Raw genomic sequence first — 16,941 nt, forward strand, 5'->3', positions numbered from 1 at the left:
GTTTAGCCCTGGTTGCGCAAGGCCTTGTGGCCGTGCGCCTTGACCTGCAAATCGAACTCGGCCTGTGTCATGTCGACTTTGGCCATTTCGGCGACCAGTTCTGCGAAGCTGATTTTCGGAACCCAGCCGAGTTTTTCGCGTGCCTTGGTCGCATCACCGAGCAGCGTTTCAACCTCGGTCGGACGGAAGTAACGCGGATCGACCGACACGATGCATTTGCCGGTGGCAGCGTCATAGCCTTTCTCGTTCTCGTCGTGGCCTTCCCAGCGGATCTGCATGCCGTATTCCCGGGCAGTCGCCTCGACGAAATCACGCACGCTGTATTGCACACCGGTGGCAATCACGAAGTCTTCGGGTTTGTCCTGCTGAAGCATGAGCCATTGCATTTCGACATAGTCCTTGGCGTGGCCCCAGTCCCGTTTGGCATCCATGTTGCCCAGATAGAGGCAGTCCTGGATGCCCAGCTTGATGCGGGCGAGTGCGCGCGTGATCTTGCGCGTCACAAAGGTTTCGCCGCGGACCGGGCTTTCGTGGTTGAACAGGATGCCGTTGCAGGCATAGATGCCGTAGGCTTCCCGGTAGTTGATTGTGATCCAGTAGGCGTAGAGCTTGGCAACCGCATAGGGGCTGCGGGGGTAGAACGGCGTAGTTTCTTTTTGCGGGATTTCCTGCACCAAGCCATAGAGTTCGGAAGTCGAAGCCTGGTAGAAGCGGGTGGTCTTCTCAAGTCCGAGAATGCGCATTGCTTCGAGGACGCGCAAGGCGCCCAGGCCATCGCTGTTGGCTGTGTACTCCGGCTCTTCAAAACTCACGGCGACATGGCTTTGCGCGGCCAGGTTGTAGATTTCGTCCGGCTGGGTTTGCTGGATGATGCGGGTCAGGCTCGACGAGTCGGTCATGTCGCCGTGGTGCAGCACAAAGCGCTGGTTGGCTTCGTGCGGGTCCTGGAACAAATGGTCGATTCGATCCGTATTGAAGAGCGACGTGCGGCGTTTGATGCCGTGCACGATATAGCCCTTGTTCAGCAGAAACTCCGCCAGGTAGGAACCGTCCTGGCCGGTGATGCCGGTGATGAGTGCTGTTTTCATTGTTTATGCCCTGCCATAGTTGTCGGTAAATCGCACGATATCGTCCTCGCCCAGGTAGCTGCCGGACTGGACTTCGATCATTTCCAGATCGGTTTTTCCTGGATTTTCCAGGCGGTGAGTTTCGCCGATCGGAATGTAAGTGGACTGGTTTTCGGTGAGGAGAAAGGTGGCCTCGCCTTTGGTGACCAGTGCGGTGCCGGAAACCACGATCCAGTGTTCGGCCCGGTGATGGTGTTTTTGCAGACTCAACGACGCGCCGGGCTTGACCATGATGCGTTTGACCTGGAATCGGGCGCCGCGGTCAATGCTGTCATACCAGCCCCAGGGCCTCGCTACCTTGCGGTGCAGACTCGCTTCCGGGCTTTGGCGCGTTTCGAGCTGGGAAACCACGCTCTTGACCTGCTCCACGTGGCTGCTCGCGGCGACAAGCAACGCGTCGGGCGTGTCAATCACCAGAAGGTCCTCGGTGCCAAGTGTCACCACGGTGCGATGCGGCGCGTGAATATAGGTGCGTTTGCTGTGCAGCGCCATGCCGTTGCCGTCGATGCGATTGCCGTCGTCGTCCGGCGCCGTGAGCCCGGCGACGGCATTCCAGCTGCCGACGTCACTCCAGGCTCCCGCAAATGGCACGACAGCGACAGCGCCGTGGCGCTCGAGCACTGCGTAGTCGATACTTTCGGCGCGCACAGCACCGAATGCCGCTGCGTCGGGCCGCACGAACTGCTGGTCCTCTCCGACCGCTGACACAGCCAGCCGGCAGCCTTGCAGAATGTCGGGCGCGTGTTGTTCCAGGGCCGCGATCAGTGTGTCGGCGCGCGTCAGGAAGATACCGGCGTTCCAGAGCGTGTCACCCTGCAATATCAGTGCCTGGGCTTTTTCTGCGTCGGGTTTTTCAATAAAACGCGCGACTTTGGCGCTACCGTCGCCGCGCGCCGCGCCTTGCTGGATATAACCGTAGGCTGTTGCCGGAAAAGCCGGCACCACGCCAAAAGTCACGATCTCACCGCTCAGCGCCGCCGCCAGGCCCTGGCCCACCATGGCTGAAAAGGCCCCAACATCGGGGATATGGTGATCCGAAGGGCAAAACAGCAGGACTTGACCGGGTTTGGCGAGCAGCGCCGCGAGCGCCATCGCAGGCGCAGTGTTGCGCCCGGTGGGTTCCAGCACAATCCGGCCCTTGACGCGTGCTGCCTGCATGGCTTCACTGACGAGGAATCGGTGTTCTTCCGAGGCGACGCAGATCACATCGGGCGTGGTTGCGCTGTCTCCGTTGACGTGTGCCACCCGCTCCAGGGTCAGCTGCAGCAGGCTTTTACCGCCGATCAGCGGGACGAACTGTTTCGGGAAGCTTTTCCGCGACAGCGGCCAAAGCCGTGTGCCTGCGCCGCCGCAGAGGATGACAGGCGTGATGGTGACGGTTTCAGTCATGGTTGTGATCAGTGCTGGTTTTTGCCTGGGTGACTTCGACTTTGAGGTTTTCGATTTCAACCTTGAGGTTTTCGTACTCCGCCAACTTGCGTTCGAGAAAGCGCAAGGTCAGGCCGGCCTTCTCGGAAATGCCGTTCGGCGTCAACAAATAGGCGTAAGCCAGCTTCTTTTCGCTGCGGCTGAAGCTTTGCATCTTGATGAAGCCCTTGTCGAGCAGCGCTTTCAGGCAATAGTTGGTTTTGCCCAGGCTAACGCCCAGCGCATTGGCGAGATCGCGCTGGTTCATATGAGGATTGGCCTCCAGCAGGCGCAGTACCCGCAGGTGGTTTTCTTCCTGAAGTGAAGAATTCAGCAAATGGATGATTCAGCTGTTCAATGAGTGAACAGGATATTACCACTGCTGCCGCATGGGTAGAACACCGGTGTGAGGGATTATTTACACCCGTTGCGGCAGGTCCTGTCAGGGCTGTGAGGAAAGTGCAAGGGGCGGGCCGGGGGTATGCGCTGATAATTGCGGCAAATAAAGCGGGGGCCCCATGGTATTTCTGGTTTGTCTGAGTTTCACTGTGTCGCTAATCGCCTCCATGCTGGTTATCCGCATGGCGCGTGAGCATGCCAGCCGATACGATGTGAGCAAACCGCAGCGGTTCCATGCGGGAAACATACCGCGCGTCGGCGGCATCGGGATACTGCTGGGCTTATTGGCTGGCTTGCTTGCCGGCGTGATAGCCGAAACGACCGCCAGCCGGGTAAATGTGCCCATGACCTGGCATACCGCCTTGCAATTGGTGGTGGTCCTGCTGCCAGCCGTGCTGGGCGGCGTTTATGAAGATCTCACGCAGCGGCTGACGGTGCGTTACCGCCTGTTGCTGACGGGGCTGTCCGCAGCGCTGGCGTGCAGCCTGTTCGGGCTGGCGTTACCGCGGCTCGGCGTGCCTGGGATCGACATGCTGCTGCTGTCTTTTCCCTGGGTCGGCGTTGCCTTGGCTTTTTTCGCGTTCTGCGGCTTGCCGCACGCGTTCAATATCATTGATGGCTACAACGGCCTGGCGGGTACCGTCGCGTCGCTCATCTGCCTGGCAATCGCCTATGTCGCGCTTCAGCTTGGTGACCGTCAGCTGGCTGCCATCGTTGTATGCCTGGCAGGTGCGACCATGGGTTTTCTCATGTGGAACTACCCCCGTGGCCTGATTTTTGCGGGGGATGGGGGCGCCTATCTCTGGGGTGTTGTGATCGCGCTCGCCTGCATATTGTTGGTGCAGCGCCACCAGATGGTTTCGCCGTGGTTTCCGATGCTGTTGATCATTTATCCGGTCTGGGAGACTGTTTTTTCGATCTACCGAAAGCTGGCGCGCGGCGGATCGCCCGGGGTGGCTGATGCGCTGCATTTCCATCAGCTGATCTACCGCCGCCTGGTGCGTGGTGTGTTCCACGATGACGAGTCGCGGCGCATGTTGATGCGCAACAACCGGACGTCACCTTATCTCTGGAGCTTTACCTTGCTGACGGTGGTGCCGGCAGTGCTGTTCTGGCGTGAGACCTCGATCCTCATGATGTTTTGCGCGCTGTTTGTGTTGACGTATGTCGGTTTTTATATCGCGATCATCCGTTTCAAGGTTCCGCGCTGGCTGCGTCGCTGAGGCCGGCACGCTGGCCGCAGTGATGCGGCACAATTCGGGCAATATTTCCCGGCAATACCTGCTCCCTGTGTTCCTGTTCCCTGTTTCATCCTGACAAGGCCCCGCGAATGACCACCAATACCGCCAACGACCCAGACCTCTCCCATGTAGGCCCGCGCGACAAGGCCGAGATCCTGGCCCAGGCGCTGCCTTACATCCGCAAGTTTCACGGCAAGACCCTGGTCATCAAATATGGCGGCAATGCCATGACGGACCCGGCCCTGCAGGCAGATTTTGCGGAGGACGTGGTTCTGCTCAAGCTGGTCGGCATGAATCCGGTGGTGGTGCACGGCGGGGGCCCGCAAATCGAGGCGGCGCTGAACCGCCTGGGCAAAAAGGGGCATTTCATCCAGGGTATGCGCGTCACCGACGAAGAGACCATGGAAGTCGTGGAGTGGGTGCTGGCCGGCCAGGTGCAGCAGGACATCGTCGGCCTGATCAACCAGGCCGGTGGCAAGGCCGTGGGCCTGACGGGCCGCGATGGCGGATTGATCCGTGCGCAAAAGCTCAAGATGGTCGACAAGGATGACCCGACGAAGGAGCACGACATCGGCTTTGTGGGTGACATCGTCAGCATTGACCCGAGCGTGGTCAAGGCGCTGCAGGACGATGCCTTCATTCCGGTGATCAGCCCGATCGGGTTTGGCGAGGAAAACGAGAGCTACAACATCAATGCCGACGTGGTGGCGGGCAAGCTGGCCACTGTGCTGAAGGCCGAGAAACTGGTGCTGCTCACCAACACCCCCGGCGTGCTGAACAAGGCCGGGGAGCTGCTGACTGACCTGAGCGCCCGCGAAATCGACGAGCTGTTTGCCGACGGAACGATTTCCGGCGGCATGCTGCCCAAAATCGAAGGCGCGCTGGACGCGGCCAAAAGCGGCGTGAATTCTGTCCACATCATCGACGGCCGGGTGCCGCATGCCATGCTGCTGGAAATCCTGACCGACCAGGCCTACGGGACCATGATCCGCTCGCACTGATCCAGGCGTTCCTGGCGGCCCAAGGCTGTCCGGATGGGCGGCGCCCTTATTTTGATGAAATTGGTCGCCAGGGTATAAGGGGTGTGCGCAAGCTGCTATAAAAAATATAGCAAATATGGGCATTTCCTTTGCCGTCAGGGTGGCGACAGTGCCGGTCTGGCAGACTGGCAGCCGATACCGGGCCAAAAACAAGACCAAAAACCAAAACAGGCAGCGGCACCGGTTTTTTCCTGAATTGACACTCCTCAGGCGGGGTCAATTGGCATTGGCGACGAAACGGACAATTCGTTATGCGACTCCTGTTGGTTGAAGACGACGTGATGGTGGCCAGCGGCATCAAGCTGGGGCTCAGTGACGCCGGCTACGCCGTCGACTGGGTCGGCAGTGCCGAACGCGCGGAGGAAGTGTTACAGGGTGAGACCTTCGATGCGGCGATCATCGACATCGGGCTGCCGCGCATTGACGGGCTGGAACTGACGCGCCGCCTGCGCCGCGGCGGAATGGCCATGCCAGTGCTCATCCTGACGGCCCGCGACGCGCTGCAGGACCGTGTCCAGGGGCTGGATCTGGGGGCGGATGACTACATGGTCAAGCCGTTTGAGCTGCCCGAGTTGCTGGCGCGCCTGCGCGCACTGCTGCGCCGCTCCCAGGCCGCCACCAGCGCCACACTGAGTTTTGGAGCGCTGGAACTGGACACGGCCAACCGCGAGGCGCGCGCCAACGGCCAGCTGATAGAGCTCGGACCGCGCGAATGGACGGTGATGGAGTATTTGCTGATCCACGCGCCCAAGCCGGCCAGCAAAGACAAGCTGCTGCAGGCCATGACGGGGTGGGACAAGGAAATCACGCCCAATGCCATTGAGGTGTACATCTCGCGTTTGCGCGGCAAGCTGGAGCCGCACGGCATAGCCGTACGCTCCATTCGCGGCTTTGGCTACCGGCTGGAGCTGGTGGAAGTTTCCCCGGGGATGCCGTCCAGCGCTGGCGCTGAATAGGCAGCGCAGGCATGAACCCTTTCGGCCAGTCCTGGGCCGTCCGCCTGAAAAACCGCCTGCGTACGCTGGCTGCGCGCACGGGCGGCAACGCGTTCGTGCCTGCCGCCATGAAGTCCGGCCTGCAGCGCCGGCTGCTCCTGCTGCTGCTTTTCCCGCTGGGGACTTTTGCGCTGGTGAGTATTTATTTTGACTACCAGACGGCCGGCGATGTCGCCCTGCAAAAAGATCAGCAGCTGCTCCGGCTGATTCCCCTGCTGGCCGATTCGGTTGTGGCGCCGGGCGCCACCCCGGAAAGTGCGCCGGTGCTGCTGATGGCCCCCGCCGTGGATGATTTCCTCAAGGGCCGGCCTGGCTTTGCCGGCTTTCGCCTCGCCGATGCCGAAGGCGACTTTCTGGCCGGTGAGCCCTGGATTCCCGAACTGCTGCCGGCCACGCACGAGCCGGAATTCCACAGCATCGAATACAACGGCGTGACCTACCGGATTGCCGCGCAGCGCATGAAGACTGCGGTGGGTGAGCTGATCGTCCAGCTGGCGGATGGATCCGACCCGCGCCAGCAATGGGTACGCTCCGTGCTGTTCAAGGTGCTGCTGCCCAATCTGATCCTGGTTGTGGCGGCTGGTTTTGCCGTCAACTGGGCCGTCACGCGGGCACTCAAGCCGTTGATTGAGCTCAAGGACGCGGTGGAGCGCCGCAACCCGCGCGACTTGAGTGCCATCGACCCGATGGCTACGCCGGCCGAGGTGCAGCCGCTGGTGAGTGCCTTGAACCGCCTTTTTGGCCTGGTGAACGACCAGGCGGAGGGGCAGCGGCGGTTTGTGGCTGATGCCGCGCACCAACTGCGCACGCCTCTGGCCGGGCTGCAGGCCCAGGTCGAGGCCTGGGCGCAAGCGGCCAAGGTGGCCCAGGCGGCAGGCTCGGACGGGGCGGTGACCTTGTCGGCCGAAAAAATCATCAAGCTGCGCAATGCCACACGCCGGACGTCGCAGCTGGCCAACCAGCTGCTGGCGCTCTCGCGCGCCGACGCGTCAGCCGCCGGCGCCCAGCCCATGCAACGGGTAGACCTGAAAGACCTCTGCGAATCCATCCTGCCCCTGCATCTGGATGCCGCCATGCGCAAGGGCATTGACCTGGGGCTGGAAACCCAGCCTGCACAGGTCAGTGGTTACGAGTGGCTGCTGCGCGAGCTGCTGGGTAATCTGGTGGACAACGCCGTCAAATACACACCGCCCGGCGGCACGGTCACGATCCGCTGTGGCCCGACGGCAGGCTTCGAAGCGCCGGACACGCCAAAACAGCCGGGTCCTGGTGGCGCTGCCGCCGAACACCGGCGCTGGGGCGTTTTCCTGGAAGTCGAAGACGACGGCCCCGGCATAGCCCCGGACGAGCGCAGCATGGCGTTGCAGCGCTTTTACCGGGTGCAGGGGACGGCGGGCGAGGGCAATGGCCTGGGCCTGGCCATTGCCAGCGAAATCGCGCGGGTTCACCATTCGCAGCTGGAGCTGGATCACACCGGGACTGGCCCAGCCGGACCGTACGGATTACGGGTTCGATTGAGTTTGTAGCTCGCCCACCACAGTAAGCGCTTGCTGTTACGGAACAGAACGTTGCGCCTTCGCCTCATGGGCGAAAACCCGGGCATGGTGAGAGACGAACTGTCACTTGGCTGTGCGAGAATCAATTGCAACGATTCCCGGTTTTTTGAAACATTTCCTACTTCATCGCCTATGTCCGACTTAGCGTCTGAATCCGAACTGAGCCCGCACGCCACGCCAGCCGAGCCTGCGGTGCGCAAGCGCCCCAAACCGGGTGAGCGCCGGGTCCAGATTCTGCAGGCGCTGGCCACCATGCTGGAGCAGCCGGGCGCCGAGCGCATCACCACATCGGCCCTGGCAGCCAAGCTGGATGTGAGCGAAGCCGCCCTTTACCGCCATTTCGCCAGCAAGGCGCAGATGTTCGAGGGCCTGATCGAATTCATCGAGCAAAGCGTCTTCACACTGATCAATCAGATTGGTGAACGTGAACCTGACCATTCAGCCCGTACCCGCAAGCTGGTGGTCATGATCCTGCAGTTTGCCGAAAAGAACCCCGGCATGACGCGTGTCATGGTGGGCGATGCGCTGGTGTTTGAAAACGACCGCCTGCAAGAGCGCATGAACCAGTTCTTCGACAAGCTCGAGTCCAGCCTCAAGCAAAGCCTGCGCGACGCTGCGGCCGCCAGCGGCGCGGCGACTCCCACGGTCGACGCCCAGGTGCGCGCCTCGGTCATCGTTGCCTTCATGGTCGGCCGCCTGCAGCGCTTTGCCCGCTCCGGCTTCAAGCGCCTGCCGTCCGAGCACCTCGAAGCCAGCCTCGCGACTATATTGGGCTAACCCCTATCGGACGCGCACTTCGTGTCGCGCCTTTTCCCCTTTCAGGGGACGGGCGCCTTGGCGCCGGCAAAGCCGGACCCCGGCCCCCACTGGAAAAGAACAGTCCTTAGCTGGCCTCCCCGGGGGCATGTCAGTTGGGGCCGCGGAACGGGCTTTGCCCGGCCGCAGGCGCCGTCCCCTGCAAGGGGAGGGGGCGCTACACGAAGTGAGCGCCAGCAGGGGTGAGCCAGTTCACCAATTCCAGAGGGTGCCGTCGTGCTGCAACCGGTTCACCGGCAGGTAGGCGCGCTGGTACGGGTATTTCGCGGCGAGCTTCTCGTCGATTTCCACGCCATGGCCCGGCGTTTCGCCGCAGTGCATAAAGCCTTTGTCAAAACGATAGCTGTGCGGAAACACCTCATCGGTCTGCTCGGTGTGGCGCATGTATTCCTGCACGCCGAAATTGGGCACCCATGTATCGAAGTGCAGCGCTGCGCCCATGCAGACCGGTGACAAATCGGTCGCGCCGTGGCAGCCCGTGCGTACCTGGTACATCGCCGCAAAGTCGGCAATGCGCCGCAGGTGGGTGATGCCGCCGGCATGCACCACCGTCGCGCGGATGTAGTCGATCAGCTGGTTCTGAATCAGGTCCTTGCAGTCCCAGATGGTGTTGAAAATCTCGCCCACGGCCAGCGGTGTGGTCGTGTGCTGGCGGATCAGGCGAAAAGCCTCCTGGTTTTCGGCCGGCGTCGCGTCTTCGATCCAGAACAGGTGATAGGGCTCCAGTGATTTTCCCAGCCGGCCCGCCTCGATCGGCGTCAGGCGGTGATGCACGTCGTGCAGCAAATGAATGTCCGGCCCGACGGCGGTACGCACTGCGTCGAACAACTTCGGGGTGTGCAGCAGGTATTTTTCGCTGCTCCAGTCGTGTTCGCTGGGCAGGTCAGCGTCAGCCGGTTCGTAAAACAGCGTGCCCTTGCCGACGCCATAAACCTTGTCCAGGCCCGGCACGCCGCTCTGCGCGCGTATGGCCTGATAGCCCATCTCCTTGTAGCGCAACACCTCTTCCACGGTCTGCGCAATGTCTTTCCCATTGGCATGCCCATAGACCATCACACCGGTGCGGCTCTTTCCGCCCAGCAGCTGGTACAGCGGCATGTTGGCGGCCTTGGCCTTGATGTCCCAGAGGGCGGTGTCGACTGCGGCGATCGCGCTCATGGTGACCGGGCCGCGCCGCCAGTAAGCGCCCTTGTACAGGTACTGCCAGATGTCCTCGATCTGGTGTGCATCGCGTCCGATCAGGCAGGGGATGACATGCTCGGTCAGGTAGCTCACGACAGACAGCTCGCGCCCGTTGAGCGTTGCGTCGCCGATGCCGGTCAGGCCTTCGTCGGTTTCTATTTTCAGGGTAACGAAATTGCGGCCGGGGCTGCAGACGATGACGCGGGCGTTGGTGATTTTCATGGTGTTCAGATGGGGTGGGAGTGAAGTTGGTCCAGGGCGGCCAGCATGCCGCGCTGGTTGATCTGGGCCAGCCAGTGGGTCATGCGGGCCAGCCAGCGCGCTTGCTGCGGCAGGGCCTCACCCCAGATGGCCGGCAGCGTACCCAGGGCTTGCACTGTCGCTGCAGCGTCACCGGAACGGTCAAGCGCGAGAGCTTTCAGCGTTTCGGCCATCGGGTCGTTTATGGCGTAGGGCTGCCCCTGCTCGTCGATGCCGCGCAGATAACGCATCCAGGCCGCTGCCGCAAAGGCCAGCCGTTCCACGGGCTGGTTCGCACGCAGGGCATCAATCACCGAAGGTACCCAGCGATATGGAATTTTCTGCGAGCTGTCAGTGGCGATCTGGTGCACCCTGTGCTGCAACTCGGGGTTGGCAAAACGTGCCAGCAGCGCGTCGCGGTAGGCGGGCCAGTCCGGGCGGCTGAGCTGCGGGCCGATCTCCTGCGTCATCAGGCCGTGGATGAAGCGATGCACCGCCGGCTGGGCGATGCAGTCGCTGACGACGGGCCAGCCCGCTACCGCGCCCATGCAGGCCATGGCCGTGTGGCTGCCGTTGAGCATGCGCAATTTGGCTTCTTCAAACGGCGCCACGTCGTCCACCACCGTGACGCCCGCAGCGGCCAGCACGTCGCCGTCCGCAGGATCGGCAAAGCGGCGTTCAATCACCCATTCCCAGAATGCTTCGGTGCCCAGTGCAGCCTGGTCGGTCACGCCGAGCGCCTGCCCGGCAGCCGCCAGGCGCTCGCCGGTTGCGGCCGGCACGATGCGGTCCACCATGCTGTTCGGGAAGGCGCAGGCGGTGCCGATCCATTGCGCCAGCGCCGGATTTTCCTTTTGTGCGGCATCGATGCACAAAGCCTGCAACTTGCGGCCGTTGTGTGCCAGGTTGTCGCAGGAAGCCAGCGTCAACCCGGGCAGGCCCGCTGTGCGGCGCGCCGTCAGGCCCTGCAGCAGCAGTCGGGCCAGTTCCGGGGCGTAGCCTTTTTCAGTGACTGTCAGCGTGACCCAGCGCGTGGATGGCGCGGCCAGTGCCTGCACCACCTGCGCCGGCTCGCGGGCGGCCACGCAGGTTTGCCAGATGGCGCCACCGACCTGCCACTGCACACCGGTGCTGCTGGCAACCTGCACGGCATGCAGGCCATCTTGCGCGGCCATGGCGTCGGCCAGCTCAGTGCTGCGCATGGCGACACCCAGCACACCCCAGCGCGCATCACCGCGCTGCAGCAGGGTATCGAACACCAGTGCCTGGTGCGCACGGTGGAAGGCACCCAGGCCCAGGTGCACCACGCCCACAGTGCCGCGGCGTGAGTAAGTGGGGACGCCGATGCCGCGCGTGGCGATTTCCGGCAAAGCGCGGGTGTTCAGCATCGCGCGCTCAGTCAAACTGCAGGCCGCCATTGAGGTCCAGCACCTCGCCGGTGATGAAGCCGCTCATCGGGTGGGCCAGGAACAGCACGCAGTGAGCGAACTCTTCGAGCTCGCAGAAACGGCCCACCGGTATCTTCTGGCGCAGCTCGGCTTGCCGCTCGGCACTGACCTGCTCGGTCAGCATCTGGGTCTTCACGAATGTCGGGGCCAGCGCGTTGCAGGTCACACCAAACGCGGCATATTCGCGGGCAAAGCTGAAGGTCAGCGAGATCACGCCGCCCTTGCTGGCCGCATAGGCTGGCAGCGGCGACAGCCCCCCGGTTTTGGCACCGTAGGACGATACGTTCACGATGCGGCCGAAACCACGCGCCTTCATGCCTGGCGCCACGCGCTGGCTGACGTAGAAGACACCGTCGAGGTTGATGCGCAGGGTCTTGTGCCAGAGCTCCGGCGTGGTCTGTTCGCAGTTGGCGTATTGCAGGAAGCCGGCGTTGTTGACGCAGACGTCGATGCGGCCAAAATGCGTTTCAATGGCGTCGCAAGCGGCGTGCACCTGGGCCTGCTCGCTCACGTCCATGGTGAAGCAGGCCAAACGGTCACCATACGCGGCAAGCTCGGCGGCCACACGTTCGGTGCCGAGGTCGGTGGCCGCCACTTTGTAGCCGGCGGCCAGCAGGGCACGCACCGTGGCCAGGCCCATGCCGGCGTTGGCGCCAGTGACAAGCGCAACCTGGTCTTGAATCGGTGGAGTCATGGTTTTTCGGTGAAATTGAGGATCATTTTGGCCGCTAGACCTTATAGAGACTGCGCGAGCAGCTACTGATTTGATAGCGTTCGGTGCTCAGCCCGGCACACTTACACCGACCTTCTGGCCGGCTGCGACGATTTCGCGCCAGGTTTCGCCGTCCATTTCAATGCCGCCCTGTTCGCGTTCAAGCCGCGCACGGCGTTCCGGTTCACCGGCAATCTGCACAGCGTCCACACCGTCGGCCGGCGGGCTTTTGCGCAGCCACTCGACGAATGCCAGCGCTTCCATTTCCAGGGCCGACTGGGTGCCCAGCTTGCCCGGGTCAATCAGGATCGTGAGCATGCTGTTGTAGACCGCACGCACGCTCACTGTGGGGTGGTGCCAGGTGCCGCCGCCGGTGAGCGCGCCGCCCAGCAGCTCGCATGCCACCGCCAGGCCGTAGCCCTTGTGCTCGCCGAATGGCATGAGCGCGCCAAAAAAACCGTTCGGCTGCGGCACCACCACCACGCCGGGGTTGGTGGTGGGCTGGCCGTGTTCGTCGATCAGCAGGCCCGGCTGGACGGATTTGCCCTGGTTGTGCGCCACGCGCATTTTTCCCTGGGCCACGCGGCTGGTGGCGAAGTCCAGCACAAAGGGCGGGCTGTCCTTGAGTGGTATGCCTATGCAGCAGGGGTTGGTGCCGTAGCGGCCATCCGCGCCGCCCCAGGGGGCCACCACGGGCCGCGTCATGACGTTGACGAAGTGCAGCGACACCAGTCCCTGGGCCACGGCCATCTCGGCGAAATGGCCGATGCGCCCCAGATGGTGCGACTCGGCCAGCGCCATGATGCAGCTGCCATGGGTTTTGGCACGTGCCATGCCGAGCGCCATCGCCTGCTCGCCGATCGCCTGACCGTAACCGCGCTGGCCGTTCAGGCTGAGCAGCGAGCCGGTATCGAGCAGGGTTTTGACCTGGGCGTTGGGCGTCAGGCCACCTTCGAGCACCGCATCGACGTAGCGCGGAAGCATGCCGATGCCGTGCGAGTCATGGCCGCTCAGGTTGGCCATCACCAGGTTGGCGGCGATTTTTTCCGCTTCAGCGGCCGTGCTGCCGGCCGCTATAAAAATAGTAGCTGCTTGCGCCCGTAGATATTGGGCTTGAAGCACTTTTTGCATGTGAAAAGCCTTTACATCACCGCGCCGACTTGCCAGGGCACAAATTCGTTTTGTCCGTAGCCGTGCTTTTCGCTCTTGCTCGGTTCACCCGATGCGGTGGCCAGCACCATCTCGAAAATGCGCTGTCCCATCTCCTGCACCGTCACGCCGCTGTCGATGATCTCGCCGCAATTGATGTCCATGTCCTCTTCCTGCCGCTGCCACAGTGCCGAATTGGTGGCGAGCTTGAGCGAAGGCGAGGGCGCGCAGCCGTAAGCCGAACCGCGGCCGGTGGTAAAGCAGATGATGTTGGCGCCGCCGGCCACCTGGCCCGTGGCGCTGACCGGGTCGTAGCCCGGCGTGTCCATGTAGACGAAGCCGTGGTCCTTCACGGGTTCGGCGTATTCATAGACAGCCTCCAGGTTGGAGGTGCCGCCCTTGGCCACCGCACCCAGCGACTTTTCCAGGATGGTCGTGAGGCCGCCGGCCTTGTTGCCGGGCGACGGGTTGTTGTTCATTTCGCCTTCGTTGATCTGGGTGTAGTGCTCCCACCACTTGATGCGCGAGATCAGCTTTTCGGCGATGTCGGGGCGCACGGCGCGCCGCGTGAGCAAATGCTCGGCGCCGTAAATCTCGGGGGTTTCGCTGAGGATGGCGGTGCCGCCATGGGCCACCAGCAAGTCCACCGCCGCGCCCAGCGCCGGGTTGGCGCTGATGCCCGAGTAACCGTCGGAGCCGCCGCACTGCAGGCCGATGGTGATGTGCGCGGCGCTGCAGGGTTCGCGCTTGACGGCATTGGCCTGCGGCAGCATCTCCTTGATCATGGCGATGCCCTTGGCCACCGTCTTGGCCGTGCCACCCGTGTCCTGGATGCTGAAGACGCGCAGGGTTTCACCTTCGCGCAGGCTGCCGTGGGCCAGCCAGGCATTGATCTGGTTGGACTCGCAGCCCAGGCCCACCACCAACACGCCCGCGAAGTTGGGGTGCGTGGCGTAGCCGGTCAGCGTACGCTGCAGGATCTGCAGGCCCAGGCCGTCGCTGTCCATGCCGCAGCCGGTGCCATGCGTCAACGCCACCACGCCGTCGACGTTGGGAAAATCTTTCAGCGCTGCAGGGTTGTTCTGCCGCGAGAAATGGTCGGAAATCGCCCGCGCGGCGGTGGCCGAGCAGTTGACGCTCGAGAGAATCCCGATGTAGTTGCGCGTGGCCACGCGTCCGTCAGGCCGCTTGATACCCATGAAAGTCGCCTCGCGCCTGGCCGGTGCCGGTTTCACATCGGCGCCGAATGCGTAGTCGCGCGTAAAGTCGCCCTTGTCGGGGCCCATGTTGAGGTTGTGCGTATGCACGTGCTCGCCGGGCGCGATGGGTTTGCTGGCAAAACCGATGATCTGGTTGTAGCGCCGCACGGGCTCGCCCACGGCCAGCGCGCGCGTGGCGATCTTGTGGCCGGCCGGGATCAGGCCGCGTACGGTGATGTTTTCGACCTCGGTGCCGCCCACCAGCTGGGCTCGGGCAATCAGGACATCATCGGCGGGGTGAAGGCGAATAAACGGGGTCATGGTCTGAGTTTCTGTGCTTTTATCGGGGGGCCATCGCGGAACCGGCTTCGCCGGGCCGCAGGTAGCCCCCCTCGAGGGGGAGGCGCCGAAGGCGTCTCAGGGTGATTGTTTCACTTTCAATAAAACATCTTCGGCAACCAGAGTACCAATTTGGGGAAATAGGTGATGATGATCAGGCTGCCCAGCAGCGGGAACAGCCAGGGCAGGATGGCGATGGTGGTCCGTTCCACGGAAAGTTTGGCCACGCGGGCCAGCACAAACAACACCATGCCCATGGGCGGATGCAGCAGGCCGATCATCAAATTGAGCACCATCACCAGCCCGAAGTGGATCGGGTCCACGCCCAGCTGCGTGGCAATCGGCACCAGGATAGGCACCAGAATCGTGATGGCAGCGGTCGGCTCCAGGAAGCAGCCCACAAACAGCATCAGCAAATTGGCCAGCAGCAGGAAGACCCAGGCCTCCTTGGTGAAGTCCAGCACCCATTTGGCAATGTCGGTGGTCACGCCGGTGGCGGTGAGCATCCAGCCGAAGATCGATGCCGCGGCCACAATGAACAGCACGGTGGAGGTGGTCTCGACCGTATCAAGGCAGACCTTCACAAAGCTCTTGAAGGTCAGCGTGCGGTACCAGGCAAACCCGAGGATCAGCGCCCAGACGCAGGCGGCAATCGCGCCTTCCGTGGGGGTGAAGATGCCGGTGGTCATGCCGCCTATCAGCAGCACGGGCGTCATGATGGGCAACACGGCCTGGAAATTGAAGGCTTTGTCGGCCGCAAACAGCGCTACCAGTGCGACGGCCACAGTGATCTGCGGCGGAAAGTTCAGTTTGCCGATCAGCAGCCACAGCAGCAGCGGCCAGCCGATGACCACGGCGGTCTCCACCAGCGCCTTGTTCAGGCGGCTCCACGCGAAGGGGACATCGGCGCCCCAGTTGTTCTTGTGCGCGAAATAGGCCACTGTCAGCATCATCAGGATGGCCATCAGCAGGCCCGGGAGGATGCCCGCCAGAAACAGCGCACCGACGCTGACATTGGCCATCATGCCGTAGATCACAAAGGGCAGGCTGGGCGGAATGATGGGGCCCAGCGTGGCCGAGGCCGCCGTCACGCCCACGGCAAACTCGGTGCTGTAGCCGTGGTCCTTCATGGCCTTGATCTCGATGGTGCCGAGGCCGGCGGCATCGGCAATGGCGGTGCCGCTCATGCCGGCAAACACCACCGAGCCGACGACGTTGACGTGGCCCAGTCCGCCCTTCATCCAGCCGACCAGCGCCAGCGCGTAGTTGTAGATGCGGTTGGTGATGCCGGCGTTGTTCATCAGGTTGCCGGCCAGGATGAAGAACGGCACGGCCAGCAGCGGAAAACTGTCGATGCCGCTGACCATGCGGTGAACCACCACAAAGGGCGGCGAGCTGTTGGTGAACAGGATGTAGACCAGCGACGCCCCGGCCATGGCCATGGCCACCGGCAGGCCGCCGCTCATCAGGAAGAGAAAAATAACCTTCAACATTCAGCGGTCCTCCATCGTGGATTCAGGGCGTTCCAGCACGCTGTAGCCGCGCTGCAGGTGAATGCGCATGACCCAGACCGAGCGCACGGCCATGGCCGCAAACCCCACCAGGCAGACGCCGTACACCAGGTTCATCGGCAGGTCGATGATGGTCATCTTGTAGTTGCCCATCTTGTCCATCATTTGCCAGGTCAGCACGACCATGGCGCCCAGGAAGGCGATGCGCAGCACGTCGGTCAACAGGGCCATGCCCCGGGCCAGCCACGCGGGCATGAAGCGATAGAAGAAGTCGACCTGGATGTGGTTGTTCTTGGCCACGCCAATGGCGGCGCCGACGAAGACGGTGGCGATCAGCAGGTAGCGTGCGATTTCTTCCGTCCAGGCGGCGGAATCGTTCATTACATAACGCGTGAAGAACTGGTAGAAAACCGTCAGGCCCAACGCCCAGAAGAAAAACAGCGCCGCCCAGGCTTCAACGGGCGTGCCGGACAGGTCAACTGCTTCATCCGTGGCGTGGAACTCGCCGTCGTCGCCCATGACCTTGGGCAAGGCGTCAATGTCGGGAATGGAAGTCATGATGGTGGGGTAATGGGTAATG

General features: G+C 62.7%; 15 protein-coding genes. 5 read left to right on the forward strand and 10 right to left on the reverse strand.

Features of this window, described 5'->3' with window-relative positions; genetic code table 11:
* Window positions 1-2: 2 nt before the first annotated feature.
* From gmd to AC1D13_RS12290, 3 genes are read right to left on the reverse strand one after another with little or no spacing between them, the layout of a single operon-like run.
* Window positions 3-1,088, reverse strand: coding sequence for a GDP-mannose 4,6-dehydratase (gmd, locus tag AC1D13_RS12280; protein ID WP_457281199.1), 1,086 nt, complete (start codon window positions 1,086-1,088; stop codon window positions 3-5).
* 3 nt (window positions 1,089-1,091) lie between these two features.
* Entirely contained in the window at window positions 1,092-2,516 is a 1,425-nt protein-coding gene (locus AC1D13_RS12285) for a mannose-1-phosphate guanylyltransferase/mannose-6-phosphate isomerase (RefSeq protein ID WP_477666574.1), read from the reverse strand.
* The gene (locus AC1D13_RS12290; RefSeq protein WP_457281197.1) at window positions 2,509-2,871 is read right to left on the reverse strand and encodes a MarR family EPS-associated transcriptional regulator; all 363 of its coding nucleotides are present in this window, start codon (window positions 2,869-2,871) and stop codon (window positions 2,509-2,511) included. Before AC1D13_RS12290 ends, AC1D13_RS12285 begins: the two co-directional genes overlap by 8 nt.
* A gap of 181 nt (window positions 2,872-3,052) precedes the next feature.
* Here AC1D13_RS12290 and AC1D13_RS12295 point away from each other — a divergent pair, with 181 nt between their 5' ends.
* The 5 genes from AC1D13_RS12295 to slmA all read left to right on the forward strand — a co-directional run bounded on the left by AC1D13_RS12295 (window position 3,053) and on the right by slmA (window position 8,542).
* Window positions 3,053-4,156, forward strand: a complete 1,104-nt coding sequence (locus AC1D13_RS12295) for an MraY family glycosyltransferase (RefSeq protein ID WP_457281196.1) — start codon at window positions 3,053-3,055, stop codon at window positions 4,154-4,156.
* A gap of 107 nt (window positions 4,157-4,263) precedes the next feature.
* Complete coding sequence (gene argB / locus AC1D13_RS12300; RefSeq protein WP_477689627.1) at window positions 4,264-5,175, forward strand: acetylglutamate kinase; 912 nt, start codon at window positions 4,264-4,266, stop codon at window positions 5,173-5,175.
* 290 nt (window positions 5,176-5,465) lie between these two features.
* Window positions 5,466-6,170: a response regulator gene (locus AC1D13_RS12305; RefSeq protein WP_457281194.1), complete on the forward strand. Its 705-nt coding sequence runs from the start codon at window positions 5,466-5,468 to the stop codon at window positions 6,168-6,170.
* A gap of 107 nt (window positions 6,171-6,277) precedes the next feature.
* Entirely contained in the window at window positions 6,278-7,735 is a 1,458-nt protein-coding gene (locus AC1D13_RS12310; protein WP_457281646.1) for a sensor histidine kinase, read from the forward strand.
* A 162-nt stretch (window positions 7,736-7,897) separates the two neighbouring features.
* Window positions 7,898-8,542: a nucleoid occlusion factor SlmA gene (gene slmA / locus AC1D13_RS12315; RefSeq protein ID WP_477666576.1), complete on the forward strand. Its 645-nt coding sequence runs from the start codon at window positions 7,898-7,900 to the stop codon at window positions 8,540-8,542.
* A 231-nt stretch (window positions 8,543-8,773) separates the two neighbouring features.
* Here slmA and manD read toward each other — a convergent pair whose 3' ends face one another.
* From manD to AC1D13_RS12350, 7 genes are all read right to left on the reverse strand, one after another.
* Window positions 8,774-9,985 carry a D-mannonate dehydratase ManD gene (gene manD, locus AC1D13_RS12320; protein WP_457281192.1) on the reverse strand — a complete coding sequence of 404 codons (1,212 nt, stop codon included), beginning with the start codon at window positions 9,983-9,985 and terminating at the stop codon, window positions 8,774-8,776.
* 5 nt (window positions 9,986-9,990) lie between these two features.
* A complete protein-coding gene (locus AC1D13_RS12325; RefSeq protein ID WP_477689628.1) occupies window positions 9,991-11,391 on the reverse strand; it encodes a mannitol dehydrogenase family protein in 1,401 nt (466 codons plus the stop codon).
* Window positions 11,392-11,398: 7 nt separating this feature from the next.
* A complete protein-coding gene (locus tag AC1D13_RS12330) occupies window positions 11,399-12,145 on the reverse strand; it encodes an SDR family NAD(P)-dependent oxidoreductase (protein ID WP_457281190.1) in 747 nt (248 codons plus the stop codon).
* A gap of 87 nt (window positions 12,146-12,232) precedes the next feature.
* Window positions 12,233-13,294: a malate/lactate/ureidoglycolate dehydrogenase gene (locus AC1D13_RS12335; RefSeq protein ID WP_457281189.1), complete on the reverse strand. Its 1,062-nt coding sequence runs from the start codon at window positions 13,292-13,294 to the stop codon at window positions 12,233-12,235.
* An 11-nt stretch (window positions 13,295-13,305) separates the two neighbouring features.
* Window positions 13,306-14,832, reverse strand: a complete 1,527-nt coding sequence (locus AC1D13_RS12340; protein WP_477666579.1) for a UxaA family hydrolase — start codon at window positions 14,830-14,832, stop codon at window positions 13,306-13,308.
* A gap of 116 nt (window positions 14,833-14,948) precedes the next feature.
* Window positions 14,949-16,343, reverse strand: a complete 1,395-nt coding sequence (locus AC1D13_RS12345; protein WP_457281187.1) for a TRAP transporter large permease — start codon at window positions 16,341-16,343, stop codon at window positions 14,949-14,951.
* On the reverse strand, window positions 16,344-16,919 hold the full coding sequence (locus tag AC1D13_RS12350; protein ID WP_477666580.1) for a TRAP transporter small permease: 576 nt from the start codon (window positions 16,917-16,919) through the stop codon (window positions 16,344-16,346).
* Window positions 16,920-16,941: the final 22 nt, after the last annotated feature.

It is taken from the genome of Polaromonas sp. P1_E12 (genome assembly GCF_056405975.1).